General features: G+C 70.8%; 18 protein-coding genes. 5 read left to right on the top strand and 13 right to left on the bottom strand.

Annotated elements, in window-relative coordinates:
• Positions 1–27: 27 nt before the first annotated feature.
• On the top strand, positions 28–924 hold the full coding sequence (locus HA039_RS30105) for a LysR family transcriptional regulator (RefSeq protein WP_167034632.1): 897 nt from the start codon (positions 28–30) through the stop codon (positions 922–924).
• A gap of 10 nt (positions 925–934) precedes the next feature.
• Here HA039_RS30105 and HA039_RS30100 read toward each other — a convergent pair whose 3' ends face one another.
• The 6 genes from HA039_RS30100 to HA039_RS30075 all read right to left on the bottom strand — a co-directional run bounded on the left by HA039_RS30100 (position 935) and on the right by HA039_RS30075 (position 9,657).
• Positions 935–1,849, bottom strand: a complete 915-nt coding sequence (locus tag HA039_RS30100) for a carbohydrate ABC transporter permease (protein ID WP_167034630.1) — start codon at positions 1,847–1,849, stop codon at positions 935–937.
• The gene (locus HA039_RS30095) at positions 1,846–2,772 is read right to left on the bottom strand and encodes a carbohydrate ABC transporter permease (protein WP_167034628.1); all 927 of its coding nucleotides are present in this window, start codon (positions 2,770–2,772) and stop codon (positions 1,846–1,848) included. The genes HA039_RS30100 and HA039_RS30095 overlap by 4 nt, the downstream gene beginning before the upstream one ends.
• Positions 2,769–4,154, bottom strand: a complete 1,386-nt coding sequence (locus HA039_RS30090; RefSeq protein ID WP_167034626.1) for an ABC transporter substrate-binding protein — start codon at positions 4,152–4,154, stop codon at positions 2,769–2,771. The genes HA039_RS30095 and HA039_RS30090 overlap by 4 nt, the downstream gene beginning before the upstream one ends.
• Positions 4,155–4,192: 38 nt before the next feature.
• Positions 4,193–5,290 (bottom strand): enolase C-terminal domain-like protein, encoded by a 1,098-nt coding sequence (locus tag HA039_RS30085; RefSeq protein ID WP_167034624.1) that lies wholly within the window; start codon positions 5,288–5,290, stop codon positions 4,193–4,195.
• 59 nt (positions 5,291–5,349) lie between these two features.
• Positions 5,350–8,616, bottom strand: coding sequence for a discoidin domain-containing protein (locus HA039_RS30080; RefSeq protein ID WP_341830043.1), 3,267 nt, complete (start codon positions 8,614–8,616; stop codon positions 5,350–5,352).
• Positions 8,617–8,823: 207 nt separating this feature from the next.
• Positions 8,824–9,657 carry a FadR/GntR family transcriptional regulator gene (locus tag HA039_RS30075; protein ID WP_243869824.1) on the bottom strand — a complete coding sequence of 278 codons (834 nt, stop codon included), beginning with the start codon at positions 9,655–9,657 and terminating at the stop codon, positions 8,824–8,826.
• 270 nt (positions 9,658–9,927) lie between these two features.
• Here HA039_RS30075 and HA039_RS30070 point away from each other — a divergent pair, with 270 nt between their 5' ends.
• Together HA039_RS30070 and HA039_RS30065 are read left to right on the top strand one after the other, a co-directional pair.
• On the top strand, positions 9,928–10,266 hold the full coding sequence (locus tag HA039_RS30070) for an L-rhamnose mutarotase (protein WP_243869822.1): 339 nt from the start codon (positions 9,928–9,930) through the stop codon (positions 10,264–10,266).
• Positions 10,267–10,336: 70 nt separating this feature from the next.
• Entirely contained in the window at positions 10,337–11,020 is a 684-nt protein-coding gene (locus tag HA039_RS30065) for a formylglycine-generating enzyme family protein (RefSeq protein WP_167034622.1), read from the top strand.
• 48 nt (positions 11,021–11,068) lie between these two features.
• Here the strand turns inward: HA039_RS30065 and lpdA are convergent, their stop codons facing one another.
• Positions 11,069–12,481: a dihydrolipoyl dehydrogenase gene (gene lpdA, locus HA039_RS30060; protein ID WP_167034620.1), complete on the bottom strand. Its 1,413-nt coding sequence runs from the start codon at positions 12,479–12,481 to the stop codon at positions 11,069–11,071.
• A gap of 192 nt (positions 12,482–12,673) precedes the next feature.
• Here lpdA and HA039_RS30055 point away from each other — a divergent pair, with 192 nt between their 5' ends.
• Entirely contained in the window at positions 12,674–13,396 is a 723-nt protein-coding gene (locus HA039_RS30055) for a lysophospholipid acyltransferase family protein (RefSeq protein WP_167034618.1), read from the top strand.
• 90 nt (positions 13,397–13,486) lie between these two features.
• Positions 13,487–14,506, top strand: a complete 1,020-nt coding sequence (locus tag HA039_RS30050) for an NAD-dependent epimerase/dehydratase family protein (protein ID WP_167037818.1) — start codon at positions 13,487–13,489, stop codon at positions 14,504–14,506.
• 100 nt (positions 14,507–14,606) lie between these two features.
• On the opposite strand, the gene HA039_RS30045 is transcribed toward HA039_RS30050, so the two are convergent.
• From HA039_RS30045 to HA039_RS30020, 6 genes are all read right to left on the bottom strand, one after another.
• Positions 14,607–16,184, bottom strand: coding sequence for an alpha/beta hydrolase (locus HA039_RS30045; protein WP_167034616.1), 1,578 nt, complete (start codon positions 16,182–16,184; stop codon positions 14,607–14,609).
• A 168-nt stretch (positions 16,185–16,352) separates the two neighbouring features.
• Positions 16,353–17,147 carry an urease accessory protein UreD gene (locus tag HA039_RS30040; protein WP_167034614.1) on the bottom strand — a complete coding sequence of 265 codons (795 nt, stop codon included), beginning with the start codon at positions 17,145–17,147 and terminating at the stop codon, positions 16,353–16,355.
• On the bottom strand, positions 17,144–17,824 hold the full coding sequence (ureG, locus tag HA039_RS30035; protein ID WP_167034612.1) for an urease accessory protein UreG: 681 nt from the start codon (positions 17,822–17,824) through the stop codon (positions 17,144–17,146). Before ureG ends, HA039_RS30040 begins: the two co-directional genes overlap by 4 nt.
• Positions 17,825–18,291: 467 nt before the next feature.
• Positions 18,292–18,966 (bottom strand): urease accessory protein UreF, encoded by a 675-nt coding sequence (locus HA039_RS30030; RefSeq protein ID WP_167034610.1) that lies wholly within the window; start codon positions 18,964–18,966, stop codon positions 18,292–18,294.
• Positions 18,967–19,021: 55 nt separating this feature from the next.
• Positions 19,022–20,743, bottom strand: a complete 1,722-nt coding sequence (locus tag HA039_RS30025) for an urease subunit alpha (protein ID WP_167034608.1) — start codon at positions 20,741–20,743, stop codon at positions 19,022–19,024.
• Complete coding sequence (locus tag HA039_RS30020) at positions 20,736–21,047, bottom strand: urease subunit beta (protein WP_167034606.1); 312 nt, start codon at positions 21,045–21,047, stop codon at positions 20,736–20,738. The genes HA039_RS30025 and HA039_RS30020 overlap by 8 nt, the downstream gene beginning before the upstream one ends.
• Positions 21,048–21,050 lie beyond the last annotated feature (3 nt).

Here is a 21,050-nt window from a genome sequence, read left to right as displayed (position 1 = left end):
GTACGTGCGAAGGGAGTTCTCGGCGCCATGGAGATCCGGGAGATGCGGGCGTTCGTGACGGTCGTCGACGAGGGCGGGCTCTCGGCGGCCGCGCGGGTCATGCACGTCAGCCAGTCGGCCCTCTCCCAGACGATGCGCTCGCTGGAGCGGCAGGTCGGCGGCCAGTTGCTCGTCCGGGGCCCCGGCGGCGTCCACCCCACCGCGCTCGGCGCGACCCTCCTCGGCGAGGCCCGCTCCCTCGTCGAGCGGCACGACCGGCTGATGGCCACGATCAACCGGCCGGCCGTGCCGCCCGAACGCGTCCGGGTCGGGGTGCCGTTGGAACTCCCCCCGGACCTGCTGCCGCCGGCGATCGCCGAGGTGAGTGCCGCGCACCCGAACACCTCGGTCGTCCTCCAGCACGCCAGGAGCACGGCCCAGCTCACCGCCCTGCGGGCCGGCGAGATCGACGTGGCGCTGGTACGTGACCACCCCACGGACCCGTCCCTCGACAGCGTGCTCGCCGTGGAGGAGGCGATTGGGGTGGTCCTCACCACCGCCCGTGCCGGGGAACTGGCCGACGCGGGCAGCGTACGGCTCCACCGGCTCAGCGGCATGTCCTGGGTGAGTTTCGCCCGCGTGGACTCGCCGGCCTGGCACGACCAGGTGATCGCCACCTTGCGCAGCCACGGCGTCACCGACACCTACAGCGCGAGCGAGGAGGGCCGTCCGGTGCCACGGGAGGTGAAGTTCGCCGCGGTGGACGGCGCGCGGACGTTCGCCCTCGCGTCGCCGGGCTGGGTGCACCCGCTGCCCGAGGGGCTGGTGTGGCATCCCCTGGCCGGCGATCCGCTCGTCCGTCACACCTGGGCGGTCTGGCGGGCGGACGCCACCCAGCGGGGACTCGCCGCGCTGGTCGCCGCCCTGGACCTGACCGCCCGCTGAACGTACCGGCTCACTCCTTGGTGGCTCCCGCGAGCATCCCGGAGACGAGGGTCCGCTGCGAGAACAGGAACAGGGCCAGCACCGGAAGGATCGCGATGATGATGGCCAGCGCCAGTTCGGGGATCGTGATGTTGAGGCCGGCGCCCGCGACGGGGTTGAACGCCGGGGTGGACGACAGGAGTTGGTTCAGTCCCACCTGGACCGGGAACTGGTCGCTGTTCGGCAGCACGAGGTACGGCAGGAAGAAGTTGTTCCAGTTGCCGACGAAGCTGAAGAAGGCGACGAGTCCGATGACGGGCTTGGCCAGCGGCAGCGCGATGAGCTTGAAGATCTGCCATTCCGAACAGCCGTCGATGCGCGCCGCCGCGAGGATCTCGCGGGGCAGGCTGGTCGCGAAGTAGATGTAGACCAGGTAGACGCCGAACGGGTAGAACGCCATCGGCAGGATCACCGACCAGACCGTACCGATCAGGTGGAACCGGTTGAGCTCCAGGAAGATCGGCAGCACCAGGGTCGCCGACGGCATGATCATCGTGATGAGCGTGACCGTCAGCAGCAGCTTGCGTCCCCGGAACCGCGTCAGCGCCAGCGCGTACCCCGCGGGCACGCTGGTCACCAGGGTGAGGATCAGCGAACCGCCCGAGTAGACGGCGGAGTTGCGCAGCCACAGGAGCAGCGCGCCGTCCTGGAAGTCGACCAGGTGGTGCCAGGCCTTGCCGATCTGGGCGAAGGAGCCGAAGGAGAGCGGCGAGTCGTGGGTGATCTGCGCGGCCGTCTTCGTCGGCGCGAGCAGCAGCCAGAGGACCGGCAGGACGAAGAACACGAGCAGCGCGGTGAGCAGCACGCCGACGACGAGGACCGACAGGGCGCGGGAGGGCTTGCCCCGCTGCGGGCGAGTGGCTGAGCCAGATGCGGTGTAGGTCATTTCTCATCCAACTTGAACATGTCCGAGCGCCAGACGAGCAGCCCGGCGACGATGACACCCAGGACCAGCAGGAAGACGGAGATCGCCGCGGCGCCGTTGAAGTCGCCCTGCTGGAAGGCGAAGACGTACGCCAGCTGGTTGGGCGACCAGGTGGGGCTGACCCGGCCGAGGCTGGCCGTCTGGAGCAGTTGCGGCTCGACGAAGAGCTGGGTGCCGGCCGCGAAGGCCAGGATCGTCATGTAGGCGATCCACTGCCTGATCATGGGGATCTGGATGTGCCAGGCCGTCTTCCACGGCCCGGCCCCGTCCATCCTGGCGGCTTCGATGACCTCGTCGGGGATGTTGTTCAACGCCCCGTACATCACGACGATCCAGCCGCCCGCGCCGGTCCAGAAGGCGATCAGGACGAAGATCACCGGAAGGTCGCCGGGGCTCAGGACGGCGGCGAAGGTGTCCTTGCCCATGGCGTCCAGCACCCAGGAGACGGGGCTGACCGCCGGGTCGAGCATGAACAGCCACACGAGCACACTGGCGACACCGGCCAGCGCTCCCGGGATGTAGTAGAGGAAGCGGAAGACGGCGGAGAGGCCGGGCTTCATCCGTCCGCGCAGGACGACGGCCACCAGGACCGTCAGGACGACGAGGACGACGAGCCACATCACCAGGTAGAACAGGATGTTGGTGAAGGCGGGGACGAACCGGTAGTCCCCCATCACCTTGGTGAACTGGTTGATGCCGGTGAACTGACCCCTGTCGTTCGTCAGGGACAGGTACAGCGAGTAGACGGTGGGGAAGACCCCGAAGGCGAGCAGCAGGATCGCGTAGCCGGCCACGAAGAGGTAGCCGGCCCGCCCGCCCCGCCGCCGCGACGAATCGCGGCGGCGGGGCGCGCTCGTGACGTGCTGAGTGTCCAGCACGGTCATTTCGTGGTCACCTTGTATCCGACGGCCTTGGCCTCGTTGGCGATGGCCGTCTGCCAGGCGGGCAGGGTGGCCGTCAGGGTCTTGCCGGAGGTCAGCGCGGGCAGGACCACGCTCGACCAGGCGGTCGCGTCACTGAACTTGGTGTTGGACCACCCCGTCCACACCTGGCCCGCGGCCGTGCGGAAGACGTCGCTGATGTCGCCGGCGAAGTACTTCTTGTTGTCGGGGTTGGCGAGCCAGGCGTCGGCCGCGGGCGCGTACGCCGGGTAGGTCGGCGCCTTGGCCTGGTTCGCGTCGGACGTGGTCAGCCAGCTGACCAGGTCGGTGGACGCCTTGAGGTTGGCGCTGTGGGCGGAGACCATCCAGAGGCCGCCGCCGACGTTGCCGGTCGAGGCGGTCGTCTCACCGGGCCAGGTGAGCGGGGCCGCGGCGGATATCTGTCCGGCCGGGGTCTTGAACGCGGCGTTGAACAGGTACTGGCCGTACCAGGACGGGCCGTACGCCATCAGGACCTTGCTGCCGCTGTCCTTGGCGAAGCCCTGGCTGAAGAAGCCCTGGGTGCTCACGGTCTTGTTGGCGATGAGGGTGTCCAGCAGCTTGGACATCCGGGTGCACTTCTCGTCCCCGAGGGCCACCCGCAGGGTGTCGGGCGCCGTGAGGTTGAAGGCGGGGCACTGGCTGGACCAGAAGTACGACTCCTGGGAGTTGGTGTCGCCCACCGAACCGACCAGGTAGCCGGGGTGCTCCTTGGCGAGCTTCTGGCCGAGGGCCTGGTACTGGTCCCACGTGGTGGGGACCTGGTAGCCGAACTGGTCCATCAGCTTCTTGTTGTACCAGAGGACGACCTGCGCGATGTCGTTGCGCATGCAGTAGGTGTGGCCGTCGACCTGGCACGGCGCGAGGGAGCCCTTGGCGAAGTTGTCGAGGGTCTTCTGCGGCACCAGGTTCTGGTCCAGCGGCGCGGCGAAGGCGACGGCGCCGGGCTTGGTGGGCTCCGAGGCCCACGTCACGTCGGTGGGCGAGCCGAACACGACGTCGGGCCAGCCCTTGCCGGTCCGGTCGAAGAGCTGCACCTTCGTCTGGAGGTACGTCGACCCGTCGGCGCCGCCGTCGTACGTGACGACGTTCAGCTTCGCGTCGGGGTGCTGCTTCTGGTACTCCTGCACCTGCGGCAGCCGGGTCGAGTCGGTCCAGACGGTGATCTTGGACGCGTTGTCCTGCTTGACCGGCTTGAAGGCCTTGGCGCCGGCCGACGGGGAGGACTGCGTGGCGTCGGCTCCGCAGCCGGCCAGCAGGGTGACGGCCGACAGGGCGAGGGCCGCGACCGCCTTCCGGGCAACGTTCCGGCGGATGCCGGCTCCCGAACCTCTTGAAGACGTCATTGTCCTGCCTTTCTGCTTTCTTACGTGTGTCACGTGGATCACGAGTGGTTCTCGACGAAGGGGTGGAGCTCGCTGCCGTACTCGAAGTCGAGCGGCAAGGCGATCCCCGGGCCGGTGGGTGCGTGGACGAGGCCGTGCGCGTCCACGTGGCGTTCGCGGGTCACCGTCGCCTTGGTGACCAGCGACTCGTAGTAGGTGGTGTTGGAGATCGCCATGCAGAGGTGGTGGTTCGGGATGTCCGAGCCGTGCACCTCGGCGCGGAGCAGGTGCGCGTCGGCGAGATGGGCCGTACGCATCGCTCCGGTGATGCCCCCGCGCAGGGTGGTCCCCGTGCGTACGCCGAAGGTCGCCGCCCCCGAGGCGATGAAGTCGGCGGAGTTCATGTGCGCGCCGTCCGAGGTCTCGGCGACGAGGAGCGGGACGGAGACCGCCTGCCCGAGCCGCCGGTAGGCGCCGACGCTGAACTCGCGCATCGGCTCCTCGTACCAGAGGTAGTCGGCCTCGGAGAGGGCGCGGCCCAGGTGGATGGCGTCGGGCAGGTCGAAGCCGGCCGACCCGTCGTACATCAGCGGGACGTCGCTCCCGACGTGTTCGCGCAGTGCCAGGCAGAGCGCGGCGTCCTTGCGGGCGTCGCCCCAGGCGTGCAGCTTGATGCCCTGGTAGCCCAGCTCCAGGCACTGGTCCGCGACGTCGAGGAACTCCTCGGTGGTCGCGAAGGTGGTGGTGGAGGCGTACGCGGGTATCGCGTCGCGGAATCCGCCGAGGAGCTGCCAGACGGGCTGGTCGCTCACGCGTCCCGCGAGGTCCCACAGGGCGATGTCGATCAGGCCGAACGCGGGGAGGGGCAGCTCGTGGATGCGGTCCAGTTCCCAGACGCGGTGCCAGAGCCACTCCCGCCGGAACGGGTCCTGGCCGAGGAGTTCGTCCCGGAACACCCGGTCGACGAGGTCGGCGAGAAGGACGGCCGCGCCGGGTCTCGCGAACACCGCCACTCCCTCGGCGCCCTCGTCGGTGCCGATCCGCAGGACCGCGCCGTCACCGACGGCGGGGCTGCCGGCCAGCCCCTGCCGCCAGCTGAACGGCGGGTCCGCGGCCGGGACCCGGATCGGATGGGCTTCCACATGCGTGATCTTCATACTGGCTTTCGTTTCGGTGGGAGGGGGAGACGGGCGGGGCGCCCGTCTCCCCCTCGGGATCAGAAGTCGCCGTACGCCTGGAGCTCGTACAGGCTGCCGCCGTTCCAGTTGGACCCGGTGACCGTGAGCCGCAGGTAGCGGGCGGAGACCGGTGCCGCGGGGAGGGAGGTGTTCGTCCGCTCCGAGGTGGCCGTGCCGGTGTGGTCCTCCAGCGTCGACCAGGCGTTGCCGTCGGTGGAGTACTCGATCCGGTACTTGTAGCCGTTCTGGAGCTCGAACGTGGTGACCACGCCCGAGACCGAGGCGGTTTTGCCCAGGTCGACCTGGATCCAGGACGGGTCCGGGAGGCCGAGGCCCTGGGCCCAGCGGGTGGAGAGGTCACCGTCGACGGCGAGCCCGGGGGTGTTGGGCTCGGAGTACGAGGACACCGTGACCGGCTTGTTCAGGGCCAGGTTGACGTAGGCCGGCAGGGTCACGTCGGCGGCGGGGCTCGGCGCCGAGGCGTTGAGCGCGCCGTCCACGGCGACCACCGTGAAGCTGTACTTCTGGCCGGAGGTCAGATCGGTGAGCCGCAGGCTCGTCCGGTCGGTGATCGCGATGCGCTTGCCGTCCTGGAACACCTCGTAGGTGGCGACGCCGACGTTGTCGGCGGGGGCGGTCCAGGTGAGGTCGGCGGTGCCGGGGACCAGCGGGGTGAGCTTCGGCGCGGCGGGCGCGGCCGGGGCCTGGGTGTCGGTGCTGGGCGGCTGGACGGTGCCGTACGCCTGGATCTCGTAGATGCTGCCGCCGCTGTAGTTGGAGCCGGTGACCGTGAGCCGCAGGTAGCGGCCGGCGGTGGGCTTGGCGGCGGAGGAGTAGTTCGTCGCCTCGGTGGTGGGCGAGGCGGTGTGGTCCTCCAAGGTGACCCAGTGCTCCTCGTCCGGGGAGACCTGCACGCGGTACTTGTAGCCGCTCGCCTTCTCGAAGGTCGTGATCGCGCCGGTCAGGTCGTACTGGGCGCCCAGGTCGACCTGGATCCAGGAGGGGTCCGGAAGACCGATGCCCTGGGCCCAGCGGGTGGAGAGATCACCGTCGACCGCGAGCTTCGGGATGTTCGGGTCGGAGTACGAGGAGACCGTGACGGCCTTGTCCTTGGCGATGTTGACGCCGGCCGGCATGGTCACCACGACGGGCCTGCTCGCCTTGGACTCGTTGCCCGCCGCGTCACGTGCGGTCACCGTGAAGGTGTACTTCTTGCCGGCGGTGAGGCCGCTGACGCGGGCGGTGGGCTCGGCCGAGGCGCTAACGACCTTGCCGTCCAGGTACACCGCGTACCCGGTGACTCCGGTCTTGTCCTGCGACGCGGCCCAGCTGAGGTCCGTGACGGTCGGGAAGCCGGCCTTCGCGGTCGGGGTGCCGGGCGCGGTGGGCGCCGTACGGTCCGTGGTGGCGGGGTCGGGGTCCAGGTGGCGGTACTGGGGCTGGAGCCCGGCGTTCTCGATGATCGAGGCGGGCAGCTGGGCGCAGCTGTCGACCTTGGTGTTGTCGGCTATGGAGGAGCCGATGGTGTTCGCCTGGGTCGAGTAGGTGGGCTGGGTGGTGAAGTTGCGGTCGGCGTCGATGTCCAGGCCGTGGTTCATGAACAGCCACTGGTACGTGACGTCGCAGAGCGCGTTCTGCGTCGTGTGGAAGTACTGGCTTCCCTCGTCGTGGTAGATCGCCCCGTAGGCGGGCCCGGGGATGCCCTTGATGTAGTTGCCCGAGACGACGCTGCCGGGGTTGGAGCTCAGTGTGTAGATGGCACCCCCGTCGGCCTGGAGCTTCATGATGTCGCTGATCTCGTTGTCACTGATGACGTTGTTCTTGGCGGGCGTCGGTGTGTCGTAGACCGGGACGCCCGAGTTGCCGGGGTAGTTGGTGTCACCGCCCTTGTCAGTGAGGCCCCAGCCCCAGCCGAGGGAGATCCCGCTGTACGGGAGGTCGTAGACCTTGTTGTGCGTGATGACGGTGTGGTCGGTGTAGCTCGCCATGATGCCCAGCGAACCGGTGTACTGGTCCGCCACGTTGGTGACCACGTTGTTGCTGACCGTGGTGTTCCTGACGATCGACCGGAGGTCGCTCGGGTGGTGGTCGATGACGTCGGTGCCACCGATCTGGATGCCCGTCCCGGCGATCTCCTTGAAGACGTTGCCGGTGATCGTGGTGCCCTGCGTGCCGGTGTTGAGGTTCAGGCCGACCGCGCCGAGGTGCGTGAAGGTGTTGTCCTGGAACGACACGTCGTGGCCGTAGCTCACGTTGACCGCGCCGGGCGTCTTCTGCCAGTGCAGCCGGGTGGAGTCGAAGGTCGGGTTGTCCTTGCCGACCATGCGGAAGCCCGCCTGGCCCTCGATGAGTCCGTCGTCCGAGCTGGGCGCGAGCCACGTCGAGTAGGAGAACGTGATGCCCTTGAACGTGACGCCCGTGACCGGCTTGGTGAGGGTGCCGTTCAGGTCCACGAGGCCCTCGACGCGCGGCACGGTCACCTTCGCGGTGGCGAGGTCCTGGCCGGCCTTGGGTATGTAGAAGAGGTCACCGGCGCTCTTGTCCAGGTACCACTCCCCCGGGGCGTCCAGCAGCTCCCGGGCGTTCTCCAGCCAGGTCGGGTTGGTGATCTCCTGGCCCTGCTGGAGGTTGGCGTTGTTCCAGCACGGCTGCTGCATCGTCACCGTGGTGCCCACGATCGAGTCGACCGGGCAGCGCATGAGCTTCCAGCCCCAGCGGCTGGCGACCTCGATGTCGGACTGGTTCTTCCAGCCGGCGAGGCTCGTGTCCGTGACCTTGTAGCCGGTCGCGGTCTTGGTGAAGCCGGAGGGGTCCTTGGCGCCGCGGGCGCGGGTGGCCAGTTCGCCGTTCACGTACAGCTGGCGGGTGTCGATGTCGCCGACGTGCGCCTTGTAGACGTTCTTCGCGGCGTCGGCGACCGTCCAGCCGGTCACGGACGTGCCGCCGCTGAACACGGGGTGGGCGCCGGGCGCGGCCTCGTACGTGATGGTGTGCCCGTTGGTCCCGGAGTCCGCGCTCGTCAGGGTGAAGGTGTCGGTGAGCTGGTACGTACCGTCCAGCAGCACGACATCGATGTCACGCTTCATCCTGTCGTTGAGCTCGCGCACCTGGTCCCTGGCGTGCGTCAGGGTCTTGTACGGGTGCGAGGCCGTGCCGGACCCGGCGTCGCGGCCCTTGTTCGGCGAGACGTAGATCTTGAGGGCGGACGGCGAGGACTTCGCCGTGCCGGCCGAGGCGAGGCCCGCGGGCGTCGCCAGGGTGGCGACCAGCGCCAGGCCGGTGAGGAGGGTGACTCTCCGCTTCACACCGCGGAGAGTGCCGGGAAATTTCGACACTGAAATTCCAATCGACTACCAGGGACGAATGGGGTGGTGGCGTACGGGTGCCGGAGGGGTGCTCCGGGTCGTTCCTGCGGGGTTCTCGGCGGCCTGCGCGTGTCGTCCGGCGGATGTCCGCCCCGGGATGTCCTTCAGGGGACGTCCTCCGCGGGGCGTCGTCCGGGCGACGTCTTTCTACGAGGCCGAAGTCTGAGGTCTTTCCTCCGCCGGCGGCGAGGTGGCCGCCGGGGTGGTGGGGTGTTCCGGCTGGTTGAAGAGCCGGTCGCGGATCTTGCGTTCGAACTGGGTCTGGGTGGTGGCGATGTGCTCGGCCATGAGGCGGACCGCGGATTCCGCGTCGCCCGCGCCGATGGCCTCGGCGATGGCGAGGTGCTGCGCTCCCGCGATCTGGAGGGAGCCCGGTACGTCGCCGTGGAAGAGCAGGACGTCCGACTGCGCGGCGAAGCTGCGGATGTTGGCCACGCTGGAACGCAGGAAGACGTTGTGGGCCGCGATGCCGACGGCGTCGTGGAACAGCTCGTCCGCCCGGCCGAACGACTCGATGTCGTCCGCCTTGCCCGCCTCCAGCGAGGTGTGCGCCGCCTCGCGGATCGCCCGGACCTCGATCGGGGTGGCCAGGGTCGCCGCCCGCTGCGCCGTCTCGGACTCGATGAGCCGGCGGTAGTCGAGCAGCATGAGGACGTGTTCCATGCTGGTCGGCCGGAAGTGGGCGAGGAACCGGTCGTCGCCCAGCGCGCCCGGCGAGGACGCCACGAAGATGCCGGCCCCCCTGCGGACGCTCAGCCGGCCGATGGCCGCGAGGACCTTGACGGCCTCGCGGGTCACGTTGCGGGTGGCCCCGAGGATCTCCGCCAGGCCTTTCTCGGTCGGCAGCCGCTCACCGGGAAGCAGGTTCCGCTCGGCGATGTAGTTCAGCAGCTGCTCGGCGACGAGTTCGTACCCCGGGCGATAGCGGTCGGACGTGTCGTCCGTACCACCGGACGCGGGACCGGCTGGGCCTGACACCACGCAACCTCCTCAAGTTCAGATGAATCAGATCTATCGGCGCGGTCACTATGACACCGGCGCGGAGCGAAGGGAAGGTTTGCGCCAAACTCTGTTCGACGGCTGGCTGATTCGATCGAGCAATCCGCCCAAAACGCCCATGCGTGTCAGAACCGTTGCCTGTTGGGCCGCCGGTACATAGGGTCCATCCAGCCCGATGAACCAGATCAATCGGATCGGGCCGGTGAGAACCACCGCCGGAACCACCGCCACCGCACCTTGGGAGGACGGGCCGTGCCCCAGCCCACCACGCGCCGATTCGCCTCGGTCATCCGCCTGCGCCCGGAGAAGGAGGCCGAGTACCGCGCCCTGCACGCGGCGGCCTGGCCGGGGGTGTTGGCGGCGCTGAGGCGTGCGCACATCACCAACTACTCGATCTTCCTGCGCGCCGGGGTGCTCTTCAGCTACCTGGAGTACACGGGGGACGACTACGAGGCCGACATGGCCTCGATCGCCGAGGATCCGGTCACCCGGGAGTGGTGGACGCGCACCGACCCCTGCCAGCAGCCCGTGGAGGACGCGGCGGAGGGCGAGTGGTGGGCGCCGGCGGAGGAGGTGTTCCACCTCGACTGACCGCGGGCGGCGGGGTGTTCGGGCCGGGGTGGCCTCGGCGGCCGTCCGGCGGGTCTGGGATCGTCTCGTCATGGACACCAGCGCGCGACACGAGACGACGGCCGTGCCACCGGGACGGGTGACGCTGTCCGACCGACGGACCCAACGCAGTTGGCCGGTCGAGGTGGCGCCGTACCGGCTCGGGGTGTGCGCGGTCACGCAGGCGTCGTACGCCGAGGTCACCGGCCACGCCCCGAGCACCGCGCGGGGCGAACTGCTCCCCGTCGAGGGGGTGTCGTGGTGGGACGCGGTCCGCTACTGCAACGCCCGTTCGCGGAAGGAGGGGTTGACGCCGGCGTACGAACTGCCGCCCGGCGGTGAGGAGTCGGGGACGCCCGTGTGGGACACCACCGCCGACGGGTACCGGCTGCCGACCGAGGCCGAGTGGGAGCACGCGTGCCGGGCGGGCACCACCGACGCGCGGTACGGGCCGCTCGACGACATCGCGTGGCACCGCGGCAACTCGGCCGACCGCGTGCACGAGGTGGGCGGCAGGGAACCCAACGCGTGGGGGCTGCACGACATGCTGGGCAACGTGTGGGAGTGGTGCTGGGACGTCTACGACGCCGAGGTCTACGCCTCGTACCGGGTGCTCCGGGGCGGCGGGTGGTTCGACGAGCACTGGAGCTGCCGCGCCTCGGTGCGCCGCCGCAGCCACCCGACCTTCCGGATCGACGACGTGGGGTTCCGCGTCGCGCGGTCGGTGGCGGGCTGAGGTGCGGCGGCGCGCGGGGTGAGGTGAGGCGCGGCAGCGCGTGGGCCACTACAGGTTGATCATGTGCCCGGACAGGCCGTGGACCGCTTCCTGGATGGCCTCGCCCAGTGTCGGGTGGGCGTGCACGTTGCGCGCGACTTCGTGGACCGTGAGGTCCCACTTCTGCGCCAGGGTCAGTTCGGGGAGCAACTCGGTGACGTCGGGGCCGATCATGTGCGCCCCGATGATCTCCCCGTGCCGCGCGTCGCTGAGCAGCTTCACGAAGCCCTTCGCGTCCCCGAGGCCGTGCGCCTTCCCGTTCGCGGTGAACGGGAAGGTGGCCACCTTGACGTCGAAGCCGCGCTCGCGCGCCTGCGCCTCCGTCCAGCCGAAGCTGGCGATCTGCGGCTGGCAGTAGGTGGCGCGCGGGATCATGACGTAGTCGAGTTCCATGGTCTCCGCGTCGGCGAGGGTCTCGGCCGCGATGACCCCCATCGCCTCGGCGGCGTGCGCGAGCATCAGCTTGGCGGTCACGTCGCCGATGGCGTAGATGTGCGGCACGGAGGTCCGGCAGCGGCCGTCGACGTCGATGGCGCCGCGCTCGGTGAGGGCGACCCCGGTGGTCTCCAGGCCGTACCCGTCGACGTTCGGCACGAATCCGACGGCCTGGAGGACCTTGTCGGTCTCCAGGACCTGGGACGTCCCGTCCTTCGCGGTGACCGTGACCTGGACGCGCGGCCCGGACTCGTCGATCCGGTCGACGCGGGTGGAGGTGAGGACCTCGATGCCCAACGCGCGGTAGCGCTTGGCCAGTTCGGCGGAGATGTCCGCGTCCTCCAGGGGCGCAAGCCGGTCCAGGAACTCGACCATCGTCACCTGGACGCCGTAGTTGCGCAGGACGTACGCGAACTCGATGCCGATCGCGCCGGCCCCGGCGATCACGATCGACCCGGGCAGCTCGTCGCTGAGGATGAGCTCCTCGTACGTGACCACCCGGTCGCTGACGGCCGTCCCGGGGAGCAGGCGGGTGGAGGCGCCCGTGGCGATCACGCAGTTGTCGAACCCGATGACCCGGACGCTGCCGTCCGCCTGCGTCACGTGGAGGGTGTGGGGGTCGGCGAAGGCGCCGTGCCCGTCGACCTCGGTGATCCCGTTCTTCTTCATCAGGTAGTGGACGCCCTTGACGCGGCCGTCCGCCACCCGGCGGCTGCGCCGGAACGCCTCGCCGTAGTCGAAGGACACCTCGCCGTCGAACCGGATGCCGAAGGTCTTCGCCTCCCGCGTGACGATGTGTGCCAGCTCGGCGTTGCGCAACAGCGCCTTGGTGGGGATGCAACCCACGTTGAGGCAGACACCGCCCCAGTACTTCTTCTCCACGACCGCGACGCTCCGGCCCAGCTGCGCGGCCCGGATGGCGGCCACGTAACCACCCGGCCCGGCTCCGAGTACGACGACGTCGAAGTGCTCGCCCTGTTCGTCCATGAGACTCACCGTAGACCAGAACATCCGGTGCTTTCACGTCCCGCCACGGCGGCCGCGCCGCCCCCTTCACCGGCCGTGTCGCGCACGCTTTCACGGGCGGGCGGGGGCGCATACACTGGCCCCCGCCGGGGCACCCGCTGACCTGGGGCAATGCCGCCCTGGGGCCGGTCGGAGCAGTGAGGGGCGCATCCCATGTTCTATTACGTGCTCAAGTACGTGCTCCTCGGGCCCCTGCTGCGGCTGCTCTTCCGCCCCCGGATCGAGGGGCTGGAGCACATCCCCGCCGACGGGCCCGCGATCGTCGCGGGGAACCATCTCTCGTTCTCGGACCACTTCCTGATGCCCGCCATCCTCAAACGGCGCATCACCTTCCTCGCGAAGGCCGAGTACTTCACCGGGCCGGGTGTCCGGGGGCGGCTGACCGCCTTCTTCTTCCGCAGCGCCGGCCAGATCCCGGTGGACCGGTCGGGCAAGGAGGCCGGGCAGGCGGCGATCCGGGAAGGGCTGGGGGTGCTCGCCGAGGACGAGCTGCTCGGCATCTACCCGGAGGGCACCCGCTCGCACGACGGACGCCTCTACAAGGGCAAGGTCGGCGTGGCGGTGATGGCCATCAAGGGCAGGGCCCCGGTGGTGCCGTGCGCCATGGTCGGCACGTTCGAGATCCAGCCCCCCGGTCAGAAGGTCCCCCGCATCAAGCAGGTCACCATCCGCTTCGGCGAGCCGATGGACTTCTCGCGGTACGAGGGCCTGGAGGACCAGAAGGCCGCGATCAGGGCCGTCACCGACGAGATCATGTACGCGATCCTGGAACTGTCGGGACAGGAGTACGTCGACCGCTACGCCGCCGACGTCAAGGCAGAGGCCGCGAAGGCCGAGGCCACTCGCACAAAGAAGTTCCCCCGCCTACGCCGCTGACAGCGGATCCGCCACCGGCGAAACCCTCTGGGGTCCCGCGGACCTGCGGCTTAGCGTCGGGGCATGACCGGGACACAGGGGAAAGCAGTGGTGATCGGCGCGGCCGGGCTGATCGGCCGCGAGGCGGTGGGGGCGCTCGCGCGGGACGGCTGGGAGGTGGTCGCCGCCTCGCTGGGCGGCGGCAGGGACGAGCAGTGGCCGGGGGACGTGCGGGCCGTGCGGCTCGACCGCGGCGACGACGCGGCCCTCGCCGCCGTGGTGGGCGACGGCTGCGACGTCCTCGTGGACCTGGTGGCGTACGGGCGGACCGAGGCCCGCCAGCTCACCGCGATCCAGGACCGCGTCGGCTCGGCGGTCGTGGTCTCCAGCGGCGCGGTGTACGTGGACGACCGCGGACGCGGCTTCGACACCCAGGGCGAAGCCGACGGCGCCCCGCACTACCCCGTACCCATCCCGGAAGAACGGCCGACCGTGGCCCCCGGCGAGGCGACGTACGCCACGCGCAAGATCCAGCTGGAACGCGACCTGCTCGCGGCCGGCGAGGCGCTGCCGGTCACGCTGCTGCGGGCGGGCGCGATCCACGGACCGTACTCCCGCACCCCCCGCGAGCTGTTCTTCGTCAAGCGGGCGCTGGACGGGCGCCGCAGGCGGGTCCTCGCGTTCGGCGGCAGGAGCCGCTTCCACCCTGTCCACTCGTCCAACGTCGCCGAACTGATCCGGCTGGCCGCGCTGCGCCCCGGCTCCCGGGTGCTCAACGCCGCGGACCCCACGGCGCCGACCGTCGCGGAGATCGGCCGGGCGATCGACGCGGTGATGGGCCACGAGAGCGGGACGGTCCTGGTGGAGGGACCTCCGCCGGTGGGTCATGTCGGGTTGACACCATGGTCGGGCGCCCACCCGATCGTGTACGACATGACCGCCGCCGAACGGGAGTTGGGCTACCGGCCTGTCACCGGCTACGCCGAGTCGCTCCCGGCGACGGTCGAGTGGCTGGTCGCGCGGCTGCGGGAGCGCAAGTGGGAGGACGCGTTCCCCAAGCTGGCGGCGCAGTTCGCCCCGTACGGCGGGCTCTTCGGCTATGCGGCGGAGGACGCCTGGTTGGACAGGTGACGCCTGTTTGGACGGGGGAAGGGGAACGGAGAAGGGGCGGCCGGTGGGTTCGGTCGCCCCTTCTTCAGGTCACTCGGTCACTTCGGCCGTGCCTGTCGCCTTACGGCTTGGGCGTGGCGTGGGGGCCGCAGGTGACGTCCTTGCTGTCCACCGCGCCGGTGAGCAGGTACGCCTTGACGCGGTCGTTGATGCACGGGTTCACCAGGTTGGTGATGCCGTGCGAACCGGCGTCCTTCTCGGTGATCAGGCGCGAACCCTTGAAGCGCTTGTGCAGCTCGACCGCGCCGGGGTACGGCGTGGCCGCGTCGCGCGTGGACTGCGCGATCAGCACGGGCGGCAGGCCCTTGCCGGTCCGGACCTCGACCGGGGTCTGCTGCTTGACGCCCCAGGTGGCGCAGGGCAGGTTCAACCAGGCGTTCCCCCAGGTGAGGAAGGGGTAGTCCTTGTTGAGGCGGGTGTTGTCCCGGTCCCACTTCTGCCAGCTGGTGGGCCACTTCGCGTCGGTGCACTCGACGGCGGTGTAGACCGCGTTGCCGTTCTCCGAGGCGATGTTGCCCTTGGTGTCCGACAGGTCGGGCGCGGCCGCGTCGACGAGCGCCTGGGTGTCGCCGGCGAGGTACTTGCTCCAGGTCGAGGCGACGGGCACCCAGCTGGAGTCGTAGTACGCGGCGCTCTGGAACAGGCTGTCCAGCTCGGCCGGGCCGACGAGGCCCCCGAAGGGCGCCTTCTTGGCGGCGGCGCGGAGCTTGTCGTACGCCTGCTGGACCTTCGTGGCGGTGGAGCCGATGTGGAAGGTCGCGTCGTTCTGCGCCACCCACTTCTTCCAGTCCAGGAACCGGCCCTCGAAGGCGACGTCCTGGTCGAGGTTGGCCTCGTACCAGATCTTGTCCTTCGACGGGTCGACGACGCTGTCGACGACCATGCGCCGCACGTGCGTCGGGAACAGCGTGCCGTAGACGGCGCCGAGGTACGTGCCGTACGAGACGCCCACGTAGTTCAGCTTCTTGTCACCGAGCGCGGCCCGGATGACGTCCAGGTCGCGTGCGGTGTTCGCCGTCGTCATCTGCGGCAGCATCCAGCCGCTGCGCTTCAGGCAGCCGTCCGCGTACGCGGCGGCCAGCTTGCGCTGCGCCTTCTTCTCCGCCTCGCTGTGCGGGACGGGATCGAGCTTGGGCGCCTTGACGAACTCCTGCGGGTCGATGCAGGAGATGGGCGTCGAACGGCCCACCCCGCGCGGGTCGAACCCGACGAAGTCGTACGCCTTGGCCGCGTCGGCCCAGATGGCGTTCTTGGTGACGACACGGCGCGGGAACGCCATGCCGGAACCGCCGGGACCGCCCGGGTTGTAGAGCAGCGAACCCTGCCGCTCTCCCTTGGTGCCGGTGTTGCCGATGCGGTCGACGGCGAGCTTGATCTGCTTGCCGTTCGGCTTCGTGTAGTCCAGCGGGACGCTCACGTAACCGCATTGGATGGGCTTCTCCAGCGCCCAGTCCGCCGGACAGTCCGCCCAGGCGATGCCCTTCTTGGCCGCCCTGTCGGCGGCGACCTTCGCGCCGTACGACGCGGAGTTGCCGTTCTGCCTGCCGTCGGCGGTGGCCGCCGGTGCGGCGACCGCGCCCGCTATGAGCACGCCGGCGAGCAGAGTGCCGGCCGAGCCGAGCACTGCTGTGCGTCTCAAGTGGAACCTCCCCCTGTGTGATGTGTTGTCTGCCTGCGACAACACGTTCGATCGGACTCCCCGGGATCCTTGCGCCTGTGAGTCCGCTGAGAACAGGCCTGATGGCCAATTCTTTACCTAACCCATAACCGGTGACTGTGGTCCCGCTCAGCGGTACGCGGGTCGGGTTCAGCGGTACGCGGTCAGGTTCAGCGCCTCGTCGAGCACGCGGCGCAGGGCCAAGGCGTCCGCCGCGACGGCGGTGACGAGGACGCCGGGTCCGGCGAGGGGGGTGAGGACGGCGGTGTCGCCGAGCAGCTGGGGACGCGCCGGTTTCTCCTCGAACTCCGGTCCGGCGACGATTAGTTGGCCGACGGCGCGGTGTCCGCCGAGGACCGCTCCGCCGTCCCAGCCGCCGGGCGCGCCGGGGCCGTGGCGCAGCTCCTGGTCGAGGAGGGGGCGGCCGGCGCGGCGGACGGTGAGCCGGGTGAGGAGGGTGCCGGGCTCCTCGCCGTGCCGGCCGAGGATCTGTTCGTCGCGCAGGACCAGGCGGGCGGTGGCGGCGAGTTCGACGGTCGTACGCATCCGGAGGTCGCTGCCGGCCGCCGAGACGAGCTGCTCGGGCAGCCAGTGCAGCTCCGCGTCCTCCTCCACGGTGAGGCGCACGTCGTAGTGGGCCGGCTCCGCGGTGTCCGCGCCCGCCGCGATCCGGCCGGGCAGCGCGATCGTGGCGGCGGCGGCGTCGACGGTGAGCCGGGCTCCGTCGCGGACGCGGACCTCGACGGCGAGCCGGTCGCCGCCCAGGGGGGCGCTCATCGCGCCGACGACGGTGACGCGGTGGCCGGGGCCTCGGCCGGTTCCGGGTCCGGGGTCGGGGCCGGGGCCGGTCGCGCGGGTACGGCGTACCGCCAGCGGTCCGTCGCTCGCGAGGACGGGGAGTCCCTCGCGGGTCGCGACGATCCGGGCGGTGGCGCGGACGCTCACGCGGTCCAGGCCGCGAGGCGCGCCCGTACCCACGCGGCGACCGGCTCGACGCCTTCTTCGCCGGACCTCAAGGAGGTGAATACGACCGGGAGTTCGCCGCGCTGTTCCTTGGCGTCGCGGGCCATCCGGCCGAGGTCGGAGCCGACGTACGGCGCGAGGTCGGTCTTGTTGATCACGAGCAGGTCGGCGGTGGTGACGCCGGGGCCGCCCTTGCGGGGGATGTCGTCGCCGCCGGCCACGTCGATGACGAAGACCTGGGCGTCGACGAGTCCCCTGGAGAAGGTCGCGGTGAGGTTGTCGCCGCCGGACTCGACGAGGATCAGGTCGAGCGGGCCCACCGCGTCCTCCAGGTCCTCCACGGCCTCCAGGTTGGCGGAGATGTCGTCGCGGATCGCGGTGTGCGGGCAGGCGCCGGTCTCGACGGCCTGGATGCGCTCCGGGGGGAGGACGGCGTGCCGGAGGAGGAACTCGGCGTCCTCGCGGGTGTAGATGTCGTTGGTGACGACGGCGAGGGAGAGCCGGTCGCGCAGCGCGCGGCAGAGCGCGGCGACGGTGGCGGTCTTGCCGGACCCGACGGGCCCGCCGAGGCCGATCCGCAGGGCCCGCCGGGTCCCGTCGGGCCGCGCGGCGTCGGCACTGAGCGCGGCGGGGCCGGGGAGGCTGTGGTCGAGGTGCATGGGGCGACTCCTTGGCGTTGGTCCCGTTCCTGGGAGGAGGGGAGGAGAGGGCGGGGACGGTTGTCGGGGGTGGGTGCCGGGTCGGGTTGTTGGTGTCCGCGGGGGTCCGGTGCTCGGAGGTCGGCATGGGGGCCGGTTGTCGGGGTCGGCGGTCCGGTGCTCAAGGGTCGGTGCGGAAGTCGGGTTGTCGCGGTCGGCGTGGGCGTCGGGTTGTTGCGGTCGGCCTGACGGCCCGGTGGGCTGAGATCGGCCTGGGGGCCGGTTGTCGGGGGCGGTGCGGAAGTCGGGTTGGTGCGGTCGGCGTGGGCGTCGGGCTGTTGCGGTTGGCCCGAGGGGCCCGTGGACTGAGGTCGGCGTGGGGGCCGGTTGTCGGGGTCGGCGTGGGCGTCGGGTTGTCGCGGTCGGCCCGAGGGGGCAGTGGGCTGAGGTCGGTGTGAGGGGCCGGTGCTCAAGGGGCGGCTCGGGGTTCAGGAGGCGAAGAGTCTGACCGGCCAGGTGGCGTGGGACTCCGCCGTGATGTCCGCCAAGGGGCCGGACGCGGCGGGGAGGGCGTCCGGGCCCTCTCGCGCCGCCCGCGCCGCGTATTCGGTGGCCCGGGCCGCGACCTCGTCCAGTTCGGGGGCGAGGCGGGCGAGGACGGCGGTCGCCTCAAAGGGGTTGAGGCTGAGAAGCCGTACGGCGGCGGTGGCCGGGCCGCTGACCGTCTCGTACCCCACACAGTGCGCGGCGTCCGCGGGCGTGAGTCCGGCGGAGCGTGCGGTGAGGCCCAGGACGATGGGTTGGTGCGCGCCGCGCGGCCGGGCGGCGGCGAGCGCGTCGAGTTCCGCGCCGGGCCAGGTGGCGCGGGCGGCACGCATCAGCTGACGGCCGAGTCTGCGGGCGGTGGCGCGCAGGGCGGGTGAGGGCGTACGGGCGTCCGCCGCCTCGTCCAGGCCGAGCGGGTCCAGGCCCCCGGCGGCGGCCGCGGCCAGCGCCGCCGAGGTGAGTCCCGTGGTGTGGAGCCGGCCCCGGCAGAACGCGGCCAGGTCCCCGGCGTCGCGGATCCGCCCCGCCTTGACGGCGGCCTCCGCCCCGCCGGAGTGGGCGTGGCCGCCGGCGGGGAAGCGTCCGTCGGCGAGGACGAGCAGGGCGGCGCGACTCATCCGGGGCTCCTGTCGGTCGGGTCCGGTTCCGGGGACGGGGACCGGGACGGGGCTGTCAGAACAGGAAGTACCGCTGTGCCAGCGGCAGTTCCGTGGCGGGGGCGGGGTCGACCGGTTCGCCGTCGATCGTGACCGTGAACGTGTCGGAGTCGACCTCCACGCGCGGCCGGGCGTCGTTCTCCCGCATGTCGGCCTTGCTGAGCCCCCGGGTGTTGCGGATGGGGACGAACCTCTTGCCCAGCGCGAGCCGTTCCGGCAGCCCGTCCTCGATCGCCGCCTCTGCCACGAAGTTGAACGAGCCCGACGCCGCGGCCCGCCCCAGCGCGCCGAACATCGGCCGGGGCAGCACCGGTTGGGGGGTGGGGATGGACGCGTTGGCGTCGCCCATCTGCGCGTAGGCGATCTGCCCGCCCTTGATGACCAGTTGGGGCTTGACGCCGAAGAACGCCGGGTCCCAGAGCACCAGGTCGGCCAGCTTGCCGGTCTCCACCGAGCCGATCTCGCCGTCGAGGCCCTGCGCGACGGCGGGGTTGATCGTGTACTTGGCGACGTACCGCCGCACCCGGTGGTTGTCGGCGCGGCCGTCGCCGGGCAGCGCGCCCCGGCGCTTCTTCATCACGTGCGCGGTCTGCCAGGTCCGCATGACCACCTCGCCGACCCGCCCCATGGCCTGCGCGTCGGACGAGATGATCGAGATGGCCCCGAGGTCGTGCAGTATGTCCTCGGCCGCGATGGTGGAGGGCCGGATCCGGGACTCCGCGAAGGCCAGGTCGCCGGGCACGGCCGGGTTGAGGTGGTGGCACACCATCAGCATGTCGAGGTGTTCGTCGATGGTGTTGACGGTGTGCGGCCGGGTCGGGTTGGTGGAGCTGGGCAGCACGTACGGCTCGCTCACGACCGTGATGATGTCCGGGGCGTGCCCGCCGCCCGCCCCCTCGGTGTGGTACGCGTGGATCGTACGGCCCGCGATGGCGGCGAGGGTGTCGCCGACGAACCCCGCCTCGTTCAGGGTGTCGGTGTGGATGGCGAGCTGGGCGCCGCTCTCCTCGCACACCCGCAGGCACGCGTCGATGACGGCGGGGGTGGCGCCCCAGTCCTCGTGGATCTTGAACCCGAGCGCCCCGCCCCGGAGTTGGGCGCGCATGGAGTCGCCGGACATGGTGTTGCCCTTGCCCAGCAGTCCGATGTTGACGGGGAAGGTCTCCAGCGCCTCGAACATCCGGGCGAGGTGCCAGGCGCCAGGGGTGACGGTGGTGGCCTTCGTGCCCTCGGCCGGTCCCGTGCCGCCGCCCACGAGGGTGGTGACGCCGCTGGTGAGCGCCTGGTCGACGATGGTCGGCGAGATGAAGTGGACGTGCGCGTCGATCGCGCCCGCCGTGAGGATCTTCCCGTTGCCCGCGACGACCTCGGTCTCGGGCCCGATGACCAGGTCGGGGTGGACGCCGTCCATGGTGTCGGGGTTGCCGGCCTTGCCGATCCCGGTGATCCGGCCGTCCCGGATACCCAGGTCGGCCTTGACGACACCCCAGTGGTCGATGATCAGGGCGCCGGTGATCACCGTGTCGGGCGCTCCCTCGGCCCGGGTGGTACGGGACTGGCCCATCGACTCGCGGATCACCTTGCCGCCGCCGAACACCGCCTCGTCACCGGCGCGTCCGGGTCCGCCGCAGCGGTCCTCCTCCACCTCCACGAACAGGTCGGTGTCGGCGAGGCGGACCCGGTCGCCGGTGGTGGGGCCGAAGAGATCGGCGTACCCGGCACGGGAGAGTTCAGTCATCGAGGGGACCTCCGGTCTCGCCGCGCAGGCCGGGGACGACCCGCAGACCGGCGAGGGGGACGAGTGCGACGGCGACGGGGACGCCGGGTTCGAAGCGCACGGCGGTGCCCGCGGCGATGTGCAGGCGCTTGCCGCGGGCGGCGGCGCGGTCGAACTCCAACCCCGGGTTGGCCTCGGCGAAGTGGTAGTGCGAGCCGACCTGGACGGGCCGGTCGGCGGTGTTGAGGACGGTCAGGCGGGTGACCTCGCGGCCCTCGTTGAGGACGATCGGCGCGTCGCCGTGCAGGATCTCTCCGGGAATCATCGG

Source organism: Streptomyces liangshanensis (assembly GCF_011694815.1).
Lineage (GTDB): Bacteria > Actinomycetota > Actinomycetes > Streptomycetales > Streptomycetaceae > Streptomyces > Streptomyces liangshanensis.
This window is presented reverse-complemented; position numbering and strand designations above follow the sequence as displayed.